This window comes from Sorangium sp. So ce295 (assembly GCF_051527405.1).
GTDB lineage: Bacteria > Myxococcota_A > Polyangia > Polyangiales > Polyangiaceae > Sorangium > Sorangium cellulosum_B.
Genome location: NZ_CP150324.1, coordinates 12,964,176 through 12,982,741, shown reverse-complemented (window position 1 = coordinate 12,982,741; position 18,566 = coordinate 12,964,176). Strand labels below are relative to the sequence as shown.

Here is an 18,566-nt window from a genome sequence, read left to right as displayed (position 1 = left end):
TGGATCGCCGCGGCGATCACCCCGCCGCTGGTTTCGCGGCTCGCCCTCGTCCACGGCGGGCGCGTTCGTAATGACCTTTACCCTTCCCTTCGTGGTGCTGCTGATGATGGTCTTTCGCCCCACCTGGTCTGGTGTCGAACGATGAGCGCGCTCCGCGCCCTGCGCCTCGTCGGCTTCCTGGAAGGGCTGTCCTTCCTGGTCCTCCTCGGCGTCGCGATGCCGCTCAAGTACCTCTTCGAGCTGCCGATCGCCGTGCGGATCGTCGGCAGCGCCCACGGGCTCCTCTTCCTGCTGTTCGTCGGCGCGCTGATCCGCGTGGCCAGCGAGCGCGACTGGCCGCATCGCCGCTCCCTCGCGGCGCTCGTCGCGTCGCTCGTCCCCTTCGGGACGTTCGTGCTGGATCGCGCCCTGAAGCGCGAGATCGAGGGCGACACGCAGGCCGCCGGCGATGGCTGACGCCGGCGCGTCGCGTCCACGTCACGCGCGCCGGCGCTGCGCGCGCCGCGCGCGGATGCGGCTCAAGGACACGGGCGTGATGCCCAGGTACGACGGACAGGCCAGGACTGGCTGAACTTGCGAGGCGGCTGCATTCGAGTCGCCCCGGCACGCTTGCCTGCTCTCGCAGCCGCTCGTCCGCCTCGAGGTCGCGACGCGCCGACAGCGCCGATCGCGCCGGTGCGCTATAGGGTGTCGTCGCGGATGAAGCAGCAGCAAGAGCAGCTGTGGCTCGACGACTTCATCGGAGGGCTCCCCCTCCCCGTCCTCGTGCTGAGCCCGGCTGGTGCCGCGATCCACGAGAACCCGGCGTATCGCGCGAGGTTCGGCCCGCGCGCCGACGAGCGCAGCGAGATCGCGTCCGCGCTTCGGGGCGGACACGCCTCGGCGCTTCGCGCGGCGCTCGGCGGCGTCTCGCGCTCCGTGCCGCTCGGCTCGATCCGCGGCGCGCCGTTCACCGGGCACTATTTCCCGATCCGCGATGCTTCGGGCGCCGTGGCGTTCGCCGGCATCCTGTTCGTCGAGGAGCGCGCCGCTCCGGTGCCGGCCGCTCCAGCGCTGATCTCGGAGACCCACGACATCCCGGAGGTCGAGCGCAGCCTTCGCCGCATCCTCGACATGATGCCGCAGCTCGTCTGGTCGACGCGGCCCGACGGGTATCACGATTTCTACAACCGCCGCTGGTACGACTACACAGGCGAGACGCCCGACGCCACGCGCGGCGCCGGCTGGAACGACCAGCTGCACCCCGACGATCAGCAACGCGCCTGGGAGCGGTGGGTTCGCTCCGTCGAGACGGGGGAAGACTACGAGATCGAGTACCGCTTCCGGCGCGCCGACGGCGCCTACCGCTGGTTCCTGGGCCGCGCGCTGCCGATGCGTGACGACGCAGGGCGCATCCTCCGCTGGTTCGGCACCTGCACCGACGTCGACGATCAGAAGCGCCTCGAGCAGCAGCGGGCCGAGGTCCTGGCGCAGGCCGAGGAGACCAGCCGGCTGAAGGACGAGTTCCTCGCGATCGTCTCGCACGAGCTCCGCACGCCCCTGACCGCGATCCTCGGGTGGGCGCGCATGCAGCGCTCGCGGCCGGAGCTCGCGCCCAAGGCGATGGAGGTCATCGAACGCAACGCCGAGGCGCAGGCCAGGCTCATCGAGGAGATCCTCGAGAGCTCGCGCATCGTGACCGGGAAGATCCGCCTCTACCCAAGGAACGCGAGCGTGAACGAGCTCGTCCGCACCGCGGTCGACGCCATCCGGCCGGCCGCTGACGCGAAGGCCATCGGCCTCGAGGTCAGGCTCGATCCCGGTGTCGGGGACATCGTCTGCGATCCCGATCGCTTCCAGCAGGTGGTCACGAATCTGCTGGTCAATGCGGTGAAGTTCACGCCGGGCGGCGGGCAGGTCCGACTCCAGACGGCGCTCCGCCCGGGCGGCGTCGAGGTGACGGTGACGGATACCGGGAAAGGCATCTCGGCCGCCTTTCTCCCGCACGTGTTCGAGCGGTTCCGCCAGGCGGAGGCGGCCACCACACGGCAGCACGGCGGACTCGGTCTCGGGCTGGCGATCGTCAAATACCTCGTCGAGCTCCATGGCGGCACCGTCTGCGCGCGGAGCGACGGTGAGGGGAAAGGGGCGTCCTTCAGCGTGCTCTTGCCGGTGCGGGCCGTGGCCGTGGCGCAGAGCGAGGGCTCCGAGGTCTCGTCCGAGATCGAGGATCCCTCGGCAGGGACGATCCCCCGGCTCGACGGGCTGCGCGTGCTCGTCGTCGACGACGAGCCGGACGCGCGGGAGCTCGTCACCATGGTGCTGCGCGAGGCGGGCGCCCAGGCGGACGAGACCGGCTCGGCCTCGGCCGCGCTGGAGATGCTGAGTCGCGCTCGGACCGACGTGCTCGTCAGCGACATCGCCATGCCGGAGCAGGACGGCTACGCCCTCCTTCGCGAGCTCCGATCCCGCGCTCCGGACCTCGGCGGCTCCGTGCCGGCGCTGGCGCTCACCGCCTTCGCCCGGCGCGAGGACATCGTTCAGGCCCGGGACGCCGGGTTCCAGCTCCACCTCGCCAAGCCGGTCCAGCCGGGCGAGCTCGTGGCGGCGGTCCATCGGCTCGCGCGCAAAGGCGCCTGATACGCACCCGTCGTCGAAGCGGGGAGAATTTCACAGGGAGGCGGGGAGACGGGGAGTATTTTGAAGATTTCCCTCCCCGTCTCCCCGTCTCCCCGCCTCCCTGTGAATTGTCTCCGCTGAAAAGGGCTGCAAATGAGCGGATTCCTAGGAGATCAGGCGGGAGGGTTCCAGTCGGCATAATAGCGTTGCCGCATGCGCTCACAGTAGGCAACCAGGTTGGGCTGGGCCTCGGCGTGACGCTTCAGCGGGGAATCGACGGGGAAGCGGAGCACGCTGGCGAGGAGGGCGTACACGGTCGCGTCCACCGAGCTCGGCTCGGTCCCGAGCATGAAGGGCTGGTCGCCGAGCAGGGTGGCGATGGCGCCGAGGTCCGCCTTGCCCTGGGCATAGATCTCCTCGCGGCTGTGGCGCCCCGTGCCCTGCGCGCGGAGCATGCCGGTCATCCTTTTGCGCAGGAGCTCGACGATCAGGCCGCCGACGACCGGCGGCATGAGCGGAAGGAAGATGGGGCGGTAGGCGGCCCACCCCTCGGGCTCGCTCCAGCGGACGAACACCACCATCCAGTAGAACGCCTCTTCGAGCATGCGCCGGATCACATGACCTCGAGCGCGCGCCTCCGCGGTGAGGTGGGCGTCGAGCTTGTCGCCATGGGCGCGCTCCAGCTGCTCGATGATGAGCTGCGAGTCGCCCACGGTACAGCCATCGATGTCGGCATAGGGGACCTTGCCCTTCGGCGCGCGGAGCGGGTCGGCGGAGCGCACCTCGTAGGGGAGGCCGACCATGCGCAGCCAGGTCTCGAGCTTGAGGCAGAAGGGGCTGATGTTGGGGACGCCCCACGCGGCGGGGGCCTGATAGAGGGTGATCATCTCGGCGCTCCTCGTTGAAGTTCCAGCACGTCATCTCATCTCTCCGAGGAGCGGCGCGGCGTCCACGTAGACGGATGAAGGACGGAATCCCTCGCTCGTCCCCCGCAAGAAACCGGCGCCGGACCTCGGGCGCACGACACCTGTCCGCCTCCCTCGCGGACACCTGTCCGGACGCGGACACGCGCCCTCGCGCGCCGCCCGCCGATTGCCGCCAATCCTCTCGGGCACGCCCGCTGCTTGGGCGCCCCGCATGCGTCTTCTCATCCGCTTCGTTTTTCCCTCCGCCACGGCGCTCCTCCTCGGTTGTTCCCCCGAGGCGGCGCCGGGCGCGAGCACCCCGACATTCCACAGGGACATCGAGCCGCTGCTCCAGAAGAGCTGCCTCGGCTGCCACGCGCAGGGCGGCACCGCGCCGGTAAGCCTGGCCTCGTACGAGAACGCGAAGGCGCTCGCGCCGGTCATCGCCGACGAGACCGAGGCGCGGCGGATGCCGCCGTGGGGCGCCCTGCCGACCGACGAGTGCGCGCCCCCTCGCCCGTTCCGGGGGGACCTGCACCTCTCCCTCGACGAGATCGCCCTGCTCCGCGCCTGGAGCGACGCCGGCGCGCCCAAGGGGGATCCCGCGGACGCCCCGGCCCCCTATACGCCCGTCGCCGCGGGCCTGTCGCGCACGGACCTCGAGCTCTCGCCCAGGGCGCCCTTCGCCGCGGCGGAGGGCTCCGACAGCTTCCGCTGCTTCGTCCTCGATCCGGGGCTCACGGAGCAGGCGTGGGTCCAGGGCTACGACGTGCTGCCGGGCAACCGCGCCGTCGTGCACCACGCGCTGCTCTTCATCGACGCGAACCGCGAGGGCGAGGCGCTCGGCGGCGAGAGCGGCAGCTACGAGTGCTTCGGCGACGCGCGCCTCTCCGAGACGTCGCTGCTCGGCGCCTGGGCGCCCGGCACGCAGGCGTTCGAGCTGCCGCCGGACATCGGCATCTCGGTGCCAGCGAACGCGCTGCTCGTGATGCAGGTCCACTACCACCCGAAGCCCGGCGAGGCGCCCTCGCCCGACGCGACCCGGGTAGCGCTCCGCCTCGCGGACGAGAAGCCGAGCCGCGCGCTCTCGAACCTCGCGCTCGGCAACGCCGAGGCGCCGTTCCGGGACGGCAACGGGCTTTTGCCCGGGCCGGGCGACCGCGGGAGCGTCGAGTTCCGGATCCCGGCCGGCGCCCGGGGGCACGTGGAGCGGATGCGGTACGTCATCGACTTCCCGATCCCCGAGATCTCGATCTACGGCGCCGGCGTCCACATGCACCGGGCCGGCGTCGACCTCAAGGTCGACCACATCCGCGCCGATCCGCGGGGCGACGAGGCCGACCGCCAGTGCCTCGTCCAGACGCCGGCGTGGGACTACAACTGGCAGCGGCTCTACAGCTACGACGCGCCGATCGACGAGCTGCCAACGCTGCGGTCGGGCGACACGATCGAGCTGCGCTGCACGTACGACAACACGACGGAGAACCCGGCGCTCGCGGCGCAGCTCATCGAGGAGCGCCTGCCCGCGCCGCAGGACATCGTCCTCGGCGAGACGACGCTCGACGAGATGTGCGTGGCGTTCCTGCCTGTCGTCCACCCGAACCTTTGAGGAGACGCCGATGCCTTCGAACCCCTGTCATGCACTGTTCGGTCTCGGCGCGCTCCTGCTCGCCGCCTGCTCTTCACCGCCGAGCGCCGCGCCGCCCGGGCCCACGACGCCGCGCGAGGACCTCTGCCCCGAAGGCTTCGCCGATTGCGACGGCGACAGCGACAACGGCTGCGAGGCCGCCCTGCTGACGAGCGTCGAGAGCTGCGGCGCGTGCGGCGCGCGCTGCGCGGGCGGCGACGGCGCGACCGCGCTCTGCTCGGCGGGCGCCTGCACCCTCGCGTGCGACGCCGGGCGGGCCGACTGCGACGGCGACGGCGACAACGGCTGCGAGGCCCTCGTCACGGAGGATCCGCGCCACTGCGGGGCCTGCGGCGTGACCTGCGCCGACGCCTGCTGGAACGGCACCTGCGACGCCGCCGTGCTCGCCGGCGAGCTCCGGCTGCCCACGTTCGTCAGGATGGACGCGACCGGGATCTACTGGACGAACCAGGGCACGGGCGACGCGCCGGACGGCAGCGTCATGCGGCTCGATCCGGGCGGCGGGACGCCGGTGGCGCTCGCGCCGGAGCAGGAGCTCCCGGGCCCGCTCGCGCTCGACGAGGCCGCTGTGTACTTCGCGCACGCGCGCGGCCTCGCGGCCGTCCCGAAGGCCGGCGGCGAGGTGACCGAGCTCGCGCCCGACGCCCGCCGCGTCACGGCGCTCGCGGTCGACAAGGGCGCGCTCTACTGGGTCGAGGCGGGGACGCCGCCGGCGTTCGAGGACGGCGGGCTGTTCACGCTGCCGCTCGGCGCCGAGCCCGGCGCGGCGAAGGTCATGCTCGCGGCCATCCCGGGCGCCGCCAGCGGGGTGGCGCTCGACGCCGGCCATGTGTACGTGACCGCGCGGGGCACCGGCGCGGCCGACGGCGCGATCTACCGGGTGGCGCGCGACGCGGCGCCGCCGAGCGCGCCGGAGAGGCTGCACGAGGCGCTGATCGCCCCGCGCGCGCTCGTGGCGCGCGGCGGCGCGCTGTGGCTCATCGAGGGGCGCGGGATCGCCACGTTCTCGCCCGGGAGCCCGCTTCGCAGGGTCGTCCCGGATCTGCCGCAGATCCCCGCGCAGCTCGCGTTCGACGACGCGCGCGTCTTCTGGACGACCGCGCGGGAGGCCGACGGCCAGGTGCAGAGCGCGCGGCTCGACGGCAGCGATGTCGCGACGCACGCGCGCAACCTGAGCTACCCGTGGGGCATCGCCGTGGACGGGACCAACGTCTACTTCAGCCTCGCGTGGAACGGCGGGCCCGCGACGGGGGCGCTCGTGCGCGGGCCGAAGGGCCCGTGACCGCGCTCTCCCCCGGGGGAGCCCGGCCTCAGCGCCAGCCGACCCTCGCGCTCGCCGCGGCGTGACCGCGCTGGATCGCGCGGGTCCAGAGGTCGGGGCGCTCCGGGCCGTGGTCGCCGGCGCGGGCGATCTCGGCGCAGATCGCCGCGGTGAACGCGTCGCCCGCGCCGGCCGCGCGGGTCTCGGCCACGACCGGCGGGGCGAGCGCGATCTCGCCGAAGGGGCCGGCGGCGCGGGCTGCGCCGGCGCCCTGGGTGAGCACCAGGGTCGCGCTCGGCCGCATGGCGGCGCGCAGCTGGGCGTCGTCGAGGCCGAGCCCGGCGAGGTCCGCCGCGCTGCACCGCACCACGTCGGCCTCGCGGAGCAGGGCGTGGAGCACGCGCGGATCGCGCCCGGCCCAGAGGCGCCACCGCGCGTTGAGGTCGACGACGACGACGGTGCCCGTGCGGCGCGCGGCCCGCGCGGCCCGGCAGAGCGCGGCGATCGGCGCGAGCGCCGGAGAGATCCCCGAGAGCAGCAGCACCGGCGCCGCCCACCCCTCGGGCACCGAGAGGGGCAGATCGTCCTCTGCGCGGTGGGCGACCATGTGCCGCGCCCCGCCGGTGTCCTCCAGCAGGATGAGCCCCTGGCGGGTCGGGATCAGCGCCACACCCGCGACGTCGACGCCGGCCGCCGCGACCCGCGCCAGGAGCGCCCGACCCGGGGCGTCGTCGCCGAGCGCGGCCGCGAGCCCGACGCGCAGCCCGCTCCGCGCGAGCGCGACAGCGGCGTTCACCGCCCCGCCGCCTGGACGGAACCGCAGCGAGGCCCCGCGCGGAGGCGCGAGATCCCAGAGGGCCTCGCCGGCGCAGATGACGTCCAGGGTCGCCCCCCGCGACGGCGCGACCCGCGCCGCGGTAACCCGCCCAGCGCTCGCAAACATCGATGCCATGGGGATCCCCATCTTACACCACGGGGATCGCAGCAGCGCGCCGTGACTTGATCGTCACCACAGACGTCGAGCTGCTCCTGCTGCACTCGTGGACCTTCGGCCCAGCACGACCTGCACCGCAGGCGCACGTGTTGCGCCGCAGGGGACAGGCCCTCCGGCCTGCGCCGCGCCAGCGCCGGCCGGCACGAGCCATGCAATCGTCGATCGTCGATCGTCGAGCATCGTCGATCGTCGGTCGTGACGAGCGCACGAGCGGAGCGCGGGAGGTCCCAATGCGCAACAGAATGGAAGACGTCAATGAATTCCTCTCCCACCGGCGGGTCGCCCTGGTGGGCGCGTCGCATGACGACAAGGACTTCAGCCGGATGGTGATGCGGGAGCTCATCGATCGGGGTTACGACGTCGTTCCGGTGAACCCGGGGGGCGGCGTGATCGAAGGCCGCGTCGCGTACGCCGAGGTCGGCGAGATCGATCCCCCGGTCGAGGGGGCGATCGTGATGACCCCGCCCCAGGTCACCGAGCAGATCGTGCGGGCGTGCGCCGCTGCCGGCGTCCAGCGCGTGTGGCTGCACCGGGGGGTCGGTCAGGGTGCAGTGAGCGCGCCTGCCGTGCAGGCCTGTCAGGAGCTCGGGATCCGCGTGGTCGCGGGCGAGTGCCCGCTGATGTTCCTCCCGAACACGGGCTTCGTCCACCGGCTCCACCGGTTCACCAAGAAGATCGCGGGGGGTTACCCGGCGCGCGCGTGAAGCGCCATGAACCTGGGAGATCTCGAGATGACCTCGTATCCTGTCACCTTCACCGTCACGCGCCCCTGGAAGCTCGATCGCGTCCAGCTCCTCGCGCGTGTCCTCCTGCTCGCGGCGCTCTCGATTGCCGGCGTCACGGTGGGCTTCGTCATGATGCTTGTCTATCTGGCCCTGCCCGCCGTGGCGGCCGCGCTGGTGGCTCAGAAGGGGTCGGCCCGGTTCCTGGCCGAGGACGGCCCCAGGCTGACGCGCGCGCTCGTGTGGCTACAGGCCGCGTTCGCTTATCTCTTCCTGCTCACCGACAGGCTCCCGCTCGATCGCCCGGCCGAGACCGCGCGCCTCGACATCGGTACGACCGGCGCGCCGACAGCGAAGGACGCGCTCCTGCGGCTCTTGACGAGCCTCCCCTCGGCCATCGTCCTCGCGCTGCTCTTCTGCGTCGCCTATCTGGCGTGGCTCGTCTCGGCGGTCGCGGTCCTCTTCACCGAGCGCGTCCCGACGGCCATCTACGATTTCCAGTGCGGCGTGCTCCGGTGGCAGGCGCGGCTCCTCGCCTATCATGGGTCGCTGGTCGACCAGTACCCGCCGTTCGCGTTCGATCCGGGTCCCGTGGACGGCACCCCGCGCGATCACGCGGGCACGTTCGCCTGAGCCGTCCTCCCGGCGCCGAGGAAGGAGCCCGTTCGCCGGTCCCTGCCGCCGGAGGGCGCCGTCACAGGTCGACGACGCAGGCGACGCTCGTGGTCGTGTCCGCGCCGTGCTCCGTGACCTCGATCTGGATCTTCGAGCTTGCCTCGTCCGCTCCGGCGCCGAAGCGAGCCTCGAAGTCCAGCTCGTACCAGGTCTCGGTCGAGATCGGATCGCCCACCTTCCACGCGAGCTGCTCGAAGCTGCCGAACGACGTGTGATCGAAGACGAAGATCGTGTCGGCGGGCGCGGTGTGCGAGACGGTGAGGGAGGGGCTCGTGAACTCGTAGGCGCCAACCTCGCCGAGCTCGAGGCTGCAGGCCTCGCCCGAAGGTGTGGTCCCCTCGTAGGTTCCGACCAGGCAGGCGCTCGCGCTGGGATCGCTCGTCAGGGAGAGGTCGGGACAGGCGGCGAGGCGCTCTTCGAGCGCCGAAGGGCTCGGGCCCGAGCCGCCCGAGCCCGAGCCCGAGTCGCCCGACCCGTCGTCGTCGCCTCCGCAGGCCACCACCAGGCCGAGGGTGAGCACGGGAACGAAAGCCAGGTAAGAGCGTCGTCGAGCGGGGTTCATGCCACGGGAGGATGAGGTCATCCGACAGAGGTTAGTGGAGACGCCAGCGCTCGCCCAGCTGTCAGATCCGACAGGGGGCTCCGGCCCTCGAGCGCCGCCGGCCCGAGCGAGCTCCATTCGGTCGGTACGATGTGCCCTTCTCGCGCGCAACCTGAGCTTCCCGTGCCCGCCGCTGCGTGATCGCGCTGGAGCGCGCGGGCCCAGAGGACTGTGCAGGGCTTTCGCCCTCCGGTCCTCCGGCCTTTGCGCTTCTTCACGCACCGGCACAGTCGCCCTGACTACGCTGACCCGCATGGCATCCGGAAAAGGTCGCTTGCTCGGGCTCCTCGGCGGGCTGGTGCTGACCGAGGCGAAGGTGCAGGCCGTGGGCACGCCCCACCCGCTCTACCGGCGCGTGGTGATCGAGGGCGAGGGGCTGCGCACGCGCAGCTGGCAGCCCGGCGACAAGATCCAGGTGCTCCTCCCCTCGAACGACGTGCGGACGTACACCCCGATCGACTGGGCGGAGGGTCGGACCACGCTGCTCCTCCACGCGCACGGGAGCGCGCCGGGCGCGCGGTGGACGGAGGCCGTCCGCCCGGGCGACGTCGTGCGGTTCGTCGGCCCGCAACGCTCCCTCCGTCTGGGAGGCGTGGGCCTCCTGACCGGCGACGAGACCTCGCTCGGCGTGGCGGCCTCGGCGCGCCGCCTCGGCGCCCACGCCGTCCTCCGGGTGACGAACGTCCCCGCGGCGGAGGCGGCGGCGCGATCGCTCGACGTCTCCGTGGACCTCGCGGGATCCGACGAGGAGGCCGCCGCTTTGCTCCGCGAGCGCGCGGCGGGCGTCGCCACGGCGGTGGCCTGCGGCGGCGGCGCGTGGATCCAGCGAGCCCGGGAGGTGCTCCGGGCGGCCGGGGTGCGGGAGGTGCGCGCCAAGGCCTACTGGATCGCGGGGAAGACCGGGATCGACTGACCTCTCTGCACACCGGCGAGCGCTGGAAGGGTGGTTTGTTGGCCATCCTCGCGCATCCTGATAGCCCCTCTGATCGAGGTGGTCGGGATCGATGATGCAGATCGGACGCTGGGCGCTCGCCGTCGCGCTACTCACGCTCTCTGCTGACGCCCGTCCGGACCCGCGGACCGGCGTCGCCGAGGCGCCGCGCGCCCGCGCCGGCGTCACGCTCGCCGAGACGCGGAGCCGCGTGCATCCCGCCGCCACGCGGCTCGGTGACGTGGTCCCTCTCCTGCGGCAGGACGCGTCCGCCGAGATCTCGGCGATCGACTGGAGCCCGCTCCGGCTCACCCGCCGCTACGGGGTCGCCGCCACCGTGGTGCGCCTGGACACGAAGCGCACCGGGGAGCGAACCCTGACGGCGGCCTGCGTGGTGTCGGCGGCCGTGCGCGAGCTCGACACGGGCAACATCCTCTTCGTGGTCGAGGGCCGCGCGCGGGTCGAGGACAGCGCGGCGGCCGGCGAGCGCGCCCAGCGCGACGCCCTCCGGGCCGCCATCCAGAGCGCCGTGCGCGCGGTGCCGGACGGCCTGCGCCGCTCGCGGTGAGCTGATCCGCGTAGAAAAAGAGACCCCTCAGGGATCGGATCGACCGTGCTCCCCCGCGGGCGGCGGGGAGGACAGCGCGTCGACCTCGCCGCGCGTCACGCGCTTGTCGCCGTCGCGGTCGAGCGCCTTCATCAGCTCGCCGACGACCACCTCGGACGGCGTCTCGGAGGTCGCCCTCGAGACGGCGGCCCTCAGCTCCTCGGTCGAGACGCGGCCGTCCCCGTCGGCGTCGATCACCTCGAAGGCCCCGAGCTGGCGGACGAGATCCGCGGCGAACGACTCCACGAGGACGAGCTTCGGATCGCGCCCGCTGTCCGCCGGCGGCACCTTCTCCGGGTGCTCCTGGGCGAAGCGGACCAGCGGCGCGATGTCATCCATGCCGCCGAGGAGCCCGCGCGGGAGGGCGATCCGGTACGCGCGCTCGTCGACCAGCGGGAGGCCGTCGATCGCGCTCAGGACGCCTCGCGCGTCCGTCGCCATCCGGTCGTCGATCTGGAGGTAACCGCCGTGCTGGGCGGGGGCGCGCGACCGCGACGCGGCGACGGCCTCGCGGACGACGCGGCCAGGCAGGAGGGTCACCACCACCTCGTTGCTGAAGGGCACCTCGGCCTTGAGATCCCCGTAGGTGAGGCGCTCCCGGTACGCGCGGCCGCCGCGGATGCCGCCGCCGTTGAAGAGGCACCCCTCCGCCCCGAAGGCGTCGCGGATCCGCGAGCAGAGCAGCGCGCCGAGCGACGTCTGCTGGACCCGCGTCCCGACGGACGAGAGCTCGCTCCCCGGCGGGAGCCGGAGGAGGGTGGCCGCGTCGAGGTCGCGCACGATCTGCATGTGGCGGTCGACGCGCGCGCGCATCGCCGGATCCTCGGGATAGGCGCCGACCTCCTCGATCCGGACGGTGACAGCGGGCAGGTCGGGCGCCCCGGCGGGCGGCGCCATGGCTGGCCACACGAGGTCGATGATGGCGGCGCTCTCCGCGTCCGTGCCGGCCTTCACGACCCAGCAGCCGTCCACGTCGTCGAGGATCACCTCGTGCTCGTGGCCGCCGAGGATCACGGGAAAGCGCGGATCGCGCTGCGCCCGCGCGAGCTCGAGGTCCTGGTCGCGGCTCTGGTGCGTGATCGGGATCACGCACGCGCACCCCTCGTCGCGGAGGAGGCGGCGGGTCCAGCGGAGGGCCGCCTCGTTCGCCGGCTCGATGTCGATCCCCCCGAACGCATCCCGCCGGTACAGGCCCTTCACGTGCACGAGCAGGCCGAGGAGGCCGATCCGGACAGCGCGCCCGCCGGGGCTCGAGACGTCGAGGATCTCGTGCGTCGGCAGCGCCGGGGCGAACGAGGGCATGTTGGTGTTGAGCCACGTGCCCTGGAACTCCTGCACCCGCGCCCTGAGCTCCGGCAGCTCGACGTCGGCCTCGTGGTTGCCGAAGATGGTGTGGGTGACCGGCAGCGCGTTCATGCAGTCCACCATGCCCCTGCCGTGATCGAGGCTCGACAGCAGGCTCGGCGCGAGGAAGTCGCCGGCCATCACCACCAGGAAGCGATCGGCGGGCGGGGCGGCGTGGCGCCGCACGAGGGTCGCGAGGCGCGGGAGGTTGTCGAGCAAGTACACGTCGTTCACGCAGACGATCCGCAGAGAGGGGCCTCTGGGCAGGGCGCGTGCGGCGGCGGTCATCGCCATCCAGGATAGCCCAGCCCGCGGGCGCGCGACGCCGTCAGCGCCGAGCGCCCCTCGCCTTGGGCGGGCGCCACGCGCGCAGGCTCTCCGCGAGCGGCTCGAGCACCGCGCGCACGCGCGGAATGGCCCTGGCGCTGCGCGGGCAGAGCAGGACGAGCGAGCGTCGCGCGGGCGGCAGGTCCACCTTCAGCTCCACGAGCGGCGGGTGCCTGCGGAAGTGCGGGTGCTCGCGCGCGAGCATCATCGCGCCGAGCCCCAGCTCGCACGCGCGGATCTGAACGAGGTAGTCGTCGGACGCGAACGACGGGCGCCACCCCGGGATCAGGCGGCCGAGCGCGCTGTTCGGCGAGAGGTCGTCGAGCGGCGGCGCCCAGCCGATCCACGCGAGCTCCGCGGGATCGGCCTTGCCCGCCGCCCGCGCCGCGTACTGCTCCGACGCGAAGGCGCGCAGCTCGATGTCGACCGAGGCGACGCTGTCCTCGCCGGCGGGGACGCCCAGCCGCAGCGCCAGATCCGCCTCCCGCCTCGTCAGGTCGAGCGGGCGCACCGTGGACACGACGTGCAGCTCGATCGCCGGCGCGCCCCGCGAGAAGGCCGCCGCGAACGGGACGAGGAAGCCGTGCGCGATGCCGGGAGGCGCCGTCACCCGGACCACGCCCGTGGGCGCGTGGCGCCGCTCCGCCGCGCGGGTCAGCTCGGCGGCCCAGTCGGCCATCCGCTGCGCGGGCTCGACGAGGCCGGCCCCGTACGCCGTCAGCGCCGTGCCGGCCACGCCGCGGTCGAAGAGGGGCTCGCCGAGGAGCGCCTCCAGCTCCGCGAGCCGCCGGCTCACCGTGGGCTGGGTCATCTGCAGCTTGCGCGCGGCGGCGCTCAGGCTGCCTGCCTCCGCCACCGCGAGGAACAGCCGCGCGTCGTCCCACGAGATATCCATCTGCGTATGACACCATGCGACTTTCGCCAGTTACCCATTCATTTTTCGGGGAACACACTGGCGGCATGTCCAGACACACCTTCCGCTTCGTATCCCGCGCTCTCCTCGCCTCCGCGCTCCTGCTCGGCGCGTGCGCCGAGCCGCTCCCGCCGCCGAAGGACCCGCCCGCGTCGACGCACGGCGCGACGAGGGCCACGCTCGGCACGCCGATCCGGCTGCAGGTGATGGAGGCGCTCCTCGACGAGGCGGGCCCCATCACCGTCGAGACCGTCGTCAGCGCGCGGTGGGAGACCAGCCGCGCCGGGCTCATCAACCTGGCCCACGAGCGCGCCGCCGGCCTGACCGACGGCCTGGAGCCTGTCGACATCACCTTTCACGCGCTCGCGCACCCGGCGCGAGGCCTGTACCTCATCGACACGGGCGCGTCGCAGGCGCTCGCGGCGAGCGACCATCCCCTCCGCACCGGCCCCGTCGGACAGGCGCTCAACTTCGGCGCCTTGCGGGTGGAGGCCAGCCTCGGCGCCTTTCGCGGCGAGCGGGCGCTGGCCGGCGTGCTCCTCACGCACCTGCACATCGACCACGTGCTCGGCCTGCCCGACGTCGCGCGCGACGTCCCGATCTTCGTCGGCCCCGGGGAGTCCACGTTCGAGAGCCCGTTCCATGCGCTCACCCAGTCCACCGTGGACCAGCTCCTCGAGGGCCGCGCGCCCCTCGAGGAGTGGGCCTTCGGCGGCGAGGGCGTGATCGACGTGCTCGGCGACGCCTCGCTCTTCGCGCTCTCGGCGCCGGGACACACGCCGGGCTCGGTCGCCTACGTCGCGCGGACGCCCGAGGGCCCGGTGCTCTTCACCGGCGATGTGTGCCACACGGCCTGGGGCTGGCGGAACGACGTCGAGCCCGGGAACTTCTCGTCCGACCCGGCCGGGAGCGCCGAGAGCCTCGCCTTCCTCCGCGCCCTCGCCGCCCGCCACCCGTCGATGCAGGTGCGCCTCGGGCACCAGTCGCTGTGAGCGCCGGGCCTCCCCGGCAGGCGCTCATCCGTCGGAGGTGAGCTCCTTCTGGAGGTGCCGCTCCAGCCGCTCCAGCACCTGGCGCGCCACGCGCCGGAGCCGCCGGGGGTAGACGGCGACGAGGGGCGGGCTCGGCAGCGGGAGCCTGGGCAGGAGCCGGATCAGGCGCCCCTCCTGGACCCGGCGCGCGACGAGCCAGCGCGGGAGCACGCTCACGCCGAGCCCTGCCTCCACGGCCCTGAGGTTCGTCTCGATGTCGTCGGTCGTGAGCCTGACGGTGAGCCCCATCTTCTCGAGATCGCGCACCCCGCCGCTCGCCACGACCCGCACCGCGGCGAGCTCCGACATGGATGTCGGCGCCGGCTTGCCCGCGAGCAGGCCGGCGCTGCCGACGAGCCACTGGGGCGAGGTCCCCAGCGTTCGCTCGATGAACGACGGCTCGCTGCGGACGCCGACGCGGAGCGCGAAATCGAACGCGCCCGCCACGAGGTCGACCCGCTGATCGGTGAGCGCGGCGTCCACGACGAGCCCCGGCGATTCATGCATGATCCGCACGAGCTCGGGCAAGAGGAGGCGGCGGCCGAGCGCCCCGGGCGCCGAGAGCTTCACGCGGCCCGCGAGGTCCCCGAAGCCGGACGCGGCGCGGAGCTCCGCGTCCTCGAGCGCGCGCACGTGCTCCTCGATCTGCTCGTAGTACGCGCGCCCCTCCAGGGTGAGCGCGACGCGCCGGGTGGTGCGCTCGAACAGCCGGAGACCGAGGCGCGACTCCAGATCGGCGATCCCGCGGCTCGCGGCCGATTGCGTCATGGAGAGCTCGCGCGCCGCCCGCGAGAAGCTGCCGCTGTCCGCCACCTTGCAGAACACGCGCAGCGCGAGGAACCGATCCATGGCTCAATTTATTCTGAATTGAACTAACTGTAAGCCGTATTCTATCGCTACCGGCATGAGCGGGCGCTGGCCATCCTGCGTGCATGCTCGTACGCCACACGTTCGATGGGCCGAGGCGGGGCCGTCTGCTCCGCCTCCTCGCGTTCTTGAGCGCGCTGCTGCCGCCTCTGGGCGCCCGCGCAGCCGAGGCCACGGGGGCATCCCCGCCGCCGGAGGTCGCGCCCCGCGGCGCCGATTCCGCGGGTCCGGTGCCCGCGGAGGCTCGCCTCGTCCTTGGATCACGCCTCGTGGGCAGGGACACGGGCGGCGGCCTGGAGCTCGACGGCCGCGTGCGCCTCGCGGGTGGGGCGCAGCTCGGAGCCGCTGCCTCCTTCTGGGCCCTCGAGCGAGCGTACATGGGAGGGCGAACGGTGACAGGCGCGAGCGGCGCCTCGGGCGCTGCGGTCTTCCTGATGCCGCTCGTGACGCACGGCCCGCTCGAGCTCGATCTGCGCCTCAAGACGGGGTTCCTGGCGCTCCGGGATGTCGGAGGCAGCAACGGGGGAGGCGGCGGCGCGCCCGCGTCGGCGCTCCGGCACGTCGACGAGCTATCGATGGTCGCTCACGTCGCGCTCGGCGAGGCGTGGCTGCTCCGCGCCGGGGCCACCGTCGGCTTCGAGCTGGAGCTCGATCCGACCACGGAGCTGGCCGACGTGGCGCAGGTCCTGACGGCGGGCGCCGGCTACGCCGTGTCCGAGCACGTTCTCCTCACCCTCGACGCCAGCGCGGGAGGCACCTTTGGATTCAACGGCGACAACGGCAAGTTCCTGCTCGAGGGCTCTTTCGGAGCGCGCTTCGCTTTCGGACAAGGAGGCTCCCGTGTCGCTCACTGACCGCCGCGGCCACCGCCTTCACCTCATGACGCTCGCGTCGAGCGCGTGCCTCGCGCTCCTGCTCGGGGCCGCGCGGGCCGACGCGCAGGCTCCGGACGCCGGGTCCGGGGCCGTCGAGCGCGCCGGCGCGGGCGCCTTCGATGCCGGGCCGCCCGGGGCCGCGGACGCGCTGGGCGCGCGCCGGCCCGCGCCGGACGTCCCGGTGGGCGGCTTCGTCGACCTCGAGTGGCGCGTGATGGGCCTGGGAGGACACGTGTCGCACGGGCCGGCGTTCGCCGCCGGCGTGACCTTCGCCAACGGCCTGGTGCGCCTCGGCCTGGGTGGGCTCGCGCGGCCGGGGCCCATGAATCCTGCCACCTTCGACGTCGCGCTGCCCGGAGGGCAGACCTACAAGGGGCAACGCACGCTCGAGCTCAAGTCCGACGGATCCATGCTGGGCGCGCACGTCGGGCTCTCGTTCCGGCTGCCCTTCGCGGAAGCGCTGGCGGTCCAGATCCCGATCACGGTCGGCTACGGCGGGTTCGGCTTCTACTTGCAAGGGAACGATCGCAAGACGCCCGACGGACGCCGCGTGAGCGCGTGGGAGGACGAGCTCTTCGCGGGCAAGGACTCCTTCCTCGGCGTGGTCGTCGATACGGGGCTGCGCCTCGGGTACCAGCCGGACGACGCGCCGTGGTTCAGGCCCTACGTGGGCGCGAGCTTCACGGCGGTCCCCGGCTTCGACACGTTGGTGCGAGACGATTACCTCGGGTTCAGCGGAGTCCTCGGCGTGGAGATCGGCCACGGCATCTGAGCGGGCGCCTTCGCCAGGTGAGGAGGAGGCCGAAGTCACGGGCTCCCCGCAGGAGGTACGCGCGTCGGGCGGGTGGCGGCGCCATGGGGGGCTGCGCTCAGGGGTCGAACCGGTAGGTGGTCTCGGCGGCGGATGCCCGCGCCGCGAACTCTCGACAGAAGCCGTTCAGCGCGGGATAGGGTTCGGTCGGCAGGACGCGCCGGAACTCCAGATGCGTGACGAGGCAGAACAGCGCGACCTCCAGATAGCTCAGATCCCGGTCCGACGGCAGCGCGGCGAGCGCGTGACCCGCGTTGTCCTCCAGCCATGACATGGTGTTCATAAGGCTGTTTCGCTGCTTGGCATGGTGCGCGCTGCCGTCGCTGGCCCCGGCGGCGCCGGCCATGATCAGCCCGACCTCCGTCGCCATCGCATGAACGACGAGCTCCTGGGCGTTCGCGAGGAGGGGTTGGTCGAGGTCCTCCGGCCATACCGTGCGTACCGCGCGCTTCGACTGCCGCGACAGCTCGCGGCAGATGTTGAGCGCGCCGAACCACACGCCGCGGGATGTCCGGAGAGCCGGCATCTTGAGCGCGGGGTTGCCCGCGTAGTCCGCCGCGTTGGACGACATGAGGTCCCGCACGACCTCGAGCGAATGGTCGACCCCCATCTCCACGGCGAAGATCCGCGTGACACGCGTGAAGTGCGAGCTGGAACGGCCGACGATGACGGGCTTGACGAGCTCTCCCAGAGCCTCTGACATGCTTGCTCCTCCGATCCAGGGACCATTCAGCGTCGATGAGGGTCCGACGCGTGGATCGCCTCGAGCTCCGAGCCGGCCCCGTCGTGCGGCTCCCACGCACCGTGGAGCGGTAGCATAGCTGGCGTCCGACCCGCGCCGTCAAGCATCCCACGGGGAGGCGAGTGCTCTGGCAGGTGGAGCAGCGGCAAGGCTGGCCGGGAGCCGTGCCTGTCCAGGCGATTGCCGCCTCACGCGAATTTTCGATGACCACCGCACGCCGTGCGAGTAGGTTTGGTCACCTGGAGCCCAATTTCTCGTGTCTGCCAGCCGAGAAGTCGAGCTTCAGGGGTTGATGCAATCAGCCTCTTCACCTTTCACAGCTGTGCGTTTTCCCGCGCTCGACAAGGAGACCAGGATGAAGGACCACGCGACGCACGATGAGCATGCGCACGATCACGGCCAGGCGTGCGGACACCAGGCGATACGTCATGGTGACCACGTCGACTACCTGCACGATGGCCACTTGCACCACCGGCATGACGACCATGTCGACGAGCACGTCCTCTCGGTGAACGAGGAGAACCCTGCACAGTGCACCCCGAACCACGCGTGCTCAGGGCACGACGTGAAGCACGCGCACGGAGACGACTGCGGGCACCCCGCTGTCCCTCACGGAGATCACGTGGACTTTCTCGTCGACGGCCACTTGCACCACCCGCACGGCGGGCACTGCGACCATCACGGCGACGTACAGCTGACGGCGTAGCGCCGCGG

19 protein-coding genes are annotated in these 18,566 nt (G+C 72.6%); 12 read left to right on the top strand and 7 right to left on the bottom strand.

Features of this window, described 5'->3' with window-relative positions:
• Positions 1–141 precede the first annotated feature (141 nt).
• Together WMF11_RS49010 and WMF11_RS49005 are read left to right on the top strand one after the other, a co-directional pair.
• Entirely contained in the window at positions 142–456 is a 315-nt protein-coding gene (locus WMF11_RS49010) for a DUF3817 domain-containing protein (protein ID WP_437975660.1), read from the top strand.
• A gap of 243 nt (positions 457–699) precedes the next feature.
• Positions 700–2,619, top strand: coding sequence for a hybrid sensor histidine kinase/response regulator (locus tag WMF11_RS49005; RefSeq protein WP_437975659.1), 1,920 nt, complete (start codon positions 700–702; stop codon positions 2,617–2,619).
• Positions 2,620–2,771: 152 nt separating this feature from the next.
• Here the strand turns inward: WMF11_RS49005 and WMF11_RS49000 are convergent, their stop codons facing one another.
• Positions 2,772–3,485, bottom strand: coding sequence for a glutathione S-transferase family protein (locus WMF11_RS49000; protein WP_437975658.1), 714 nt, complete (start codon positions 3,483–3,485; stop codon positions 2,772–2,774).
• Between the two features lie 250 nt (positions 3,486–3,735).
• On the opposite strand from WMF11_RS49000, the gene WMF11_RS48995 reads away from it, so the two are divergent.
• Complete coding sequence (locus WMF11_RS48995) at positions 3,736–5,112, top strand: hypothetical protein (RefSeq protein ID WP_437975657.1); 1,377 nt, start codon at positions 3,736–3,738, stop codon at positions 5,110–5,112.
• A gap of 10 nt (positions 5,113–5,122) precedes the next feature.
• Positions 5,123–6,433 (top strand): hypothetical protein, encoded by a 1,311-nt coding sequence (locus tag WMF11_RS48990; RefSeq protein ID WP_437905896.1) that lies wholly within the window; start codon positions 5,123–5,125, stop codon positions 6,431–6,433.
• Between the two features lie 28 nt (positions 6,434–6,461).
• Here the strand turns inward: WMF11_RS48990 and WMF11_RS48985 are convergent, their stop codons facing one another.
• Positions 6,462–7,364, bottom strand: coding sequence for a PfkB family carbohydrate kinase (locus tag WMF11_RS48985; protein ID WP_437975656.1), 903 nt, complete (start codon positions 7,362–7,364; stop codon positions 6,462–6,464).
• Between the two features lie 272 nt (positions 7,365–7,636).
• On the opposite strand from WMF11_RS48985, the gene WMF11_RS48980 reads away from it, so the two are divergent.
• Together WMF11_RS48980 and WMF11_RS48975 are read left to right on the top strand one after the other, a co-directional pair.
• On the top strand, positions 7,637–8,110 hold the full coding sequence (locus WMF11_RS48980) for a CoA-binding protein (protein ID WP_437975655.1): 474 nt from the start codon (positions 7,637–7,639) through the stop codon (positions 8,108–8,110).
• A gap of 27 nt (positions 8,111–8,137) precedes the next feature.
• Positions 8,138–8,761: a DUF4389 domain-containing protein gene (locus tag WMF11_RS48975; protein WP_437975654.1), complete on the top strand. Its 624-nt coding sequence runs from the start codon at positions 8,138–8,140 to the stop codon at positions 8,759–8,761.
• Positions 8,762–8,822: 61 nt separating this feature from the next.
• On the opposite strand, the gene WMF11_RS48970 is transcribed toward WMF11_RS48975, so the two are convergent.
• Positions 8,823–9,323, bottom strand: coding sequence for a hypothetical protein (locus WMF11_RS48970; protein WP_437975653.1), 501 nt, complete (start codon positions 9,321–9,323; stop codon positions 8,823–8,825).
• 334 nt (positions 9,324–9,657) lie between these two features.
• Between WMF11_RS48970 and WMF11_RS48965 the strand changes: the two genes are divergently transcribed.
• Positions 9,658–10,317 carry a siderophore-interacting protein gene (locus WMF11_RS48965; RefSeq protein WP_437975652.1) on the top strand — a complete coding sequence of 220 codons (660 nt, stop codon included), beginning with the start codon at positions 9,658–9,660 and terminating at the stop codon, positions 10,315–10,317.
• Between the two features lie 91 nt (positions 10,318–10,408).
• The gene (locus tag WMF11_RS48960) at positions 10,409–10,903 is read left to right on the top strand and encodes a hypothetical protein (RefSeq protein WP_437905890.1); all 495 of its coding nucleotides are present in this window, start codon (positions 10,409–10,411) and stop codon (positions 10,901–10,903) included.
• Between the two features lie 27 nt (positions 10,904–10,930).
• Here WMF11_RS48960 and WMF11_RS48955 read toward each other — a convergent pair whose 3' ends face one another.
• Complete coding sequence (locus tag WMF11_RS48955) at positions 10,931–12,574, bottom strand: 5'-nucleotidase C-terminal domain-containing protein (protein WP_437975651.1); 1,644 nt, start codon at positions 12,572–12,574, stop codon at positions 10,931–10,933.
• A 40-nt stretch (positions 12,575–12,614) separates the two neighbouring features.
• A complete protein-coding gene (locus WMF11_RS48950; RefSeq protein WP_437905888.1) occupies positions 12,615–13,508 on the bottom strand; it encodes a LysR family transcriptional regulator in 894 nt (297 codons plus the stop codon).
• 65 nt (positions 13,509–13,573) lie between these two features.
• Here WMF11_RS48950 and WMF11_RS48945 point away from each other — a divergent pair, with 65 nt between their 5' ends.
• Positions 13,574–14,518 carry an MBL fold metallo-hydrolase gene (locus tag WMF11_RS48945; RefSeq protein WP_437547666.1) on the top strand — a complete coding sequence of 315 codons (945 nt, stop codon included), beginning with the start codon at positions 13,574–13,576 and terminating at the stop codon, positions 14,516–14,518.
• A gap of 24 nt (positions 14,519–14,542) precedes the next feature.
• On the opposite strand, the gene WMF11_RS48940 is transcribed toward WMF11_RS48945, so the two are convergent.
• Positions 14,543–15,406 (bottom strand): LysR family transcriptional regulator, encoded by an 864-nt coding sequence (locus WMF11_RS48940; protein ID WP_437975650.1) that lies wholly within the window; start codon positions 15,404–15,406, stop codon positions 14,543–14,545.
• Positions 15,407–15,489: 83 nt separating this feature from the next.
• Here WMF11_RS48940 and WMF11_RS48935 point away from each other — a divergent pair, with 83 nt between their 5' ends.
• Both WMF11_RS48935 and WMF11_RS48930 read left to right on the top strand, forming a co-directional pair.
• Positions 15,490–16,278, top strand: a complete 789-nt coding sequence (locus WMF11_RS48935; RefSeq protein ID WP_437975649.1) for a hypothetical protein — start codon at positions 15,490–15,492, stop codon at positions 16,276–16,278.
• Positions 16,265–17,071 (top strand): hypothetical protein, encoded by an 807-nt coding sequence (locus tag WMF11_RS48930; protein WP_437975648.1) that lies wholly within the window; start codon positions 16,265–16,267, stop codon positions 17,069–17,071. Before WMF11_RS48935 ends, WMF11_RS48930 begins: the two co-directional genes overlap by 14 nt.
• A 97-nt stretch (positions 17,072–17,168) precedes the next feature.
• Here WMF11_RS48930 and WMF11_RS48925 read toward each other — a convergent pair whose 3' ends face one another.
• Entirely contained in the window at positions 17,169–17,813 is a 645-nt protein-coding gene (locus WMF11_RS48925; RefSeq protein WP_437905883.1) for a glutathione S-transferase N-terminal domain-containing protein, read from the bottom strand.
• 394 nt (positions 17,814–18,207) lie between these two features.
• Between WMF11_RS48925 and WMF11_RS48920 the strand changes: the two genes are divergently transcribed.
• Complete coding sequence (locus WMF11_RS48920; protein WP_437905882.1) at positions 18,208–18,558, top strand: hypothetical protein; 351 nt, start codon at positions 18,208–18,210, stop codon at positions 18,556–18,558.
• Positions 18,559–18,566: the final 8 nt, after the last annotated feature.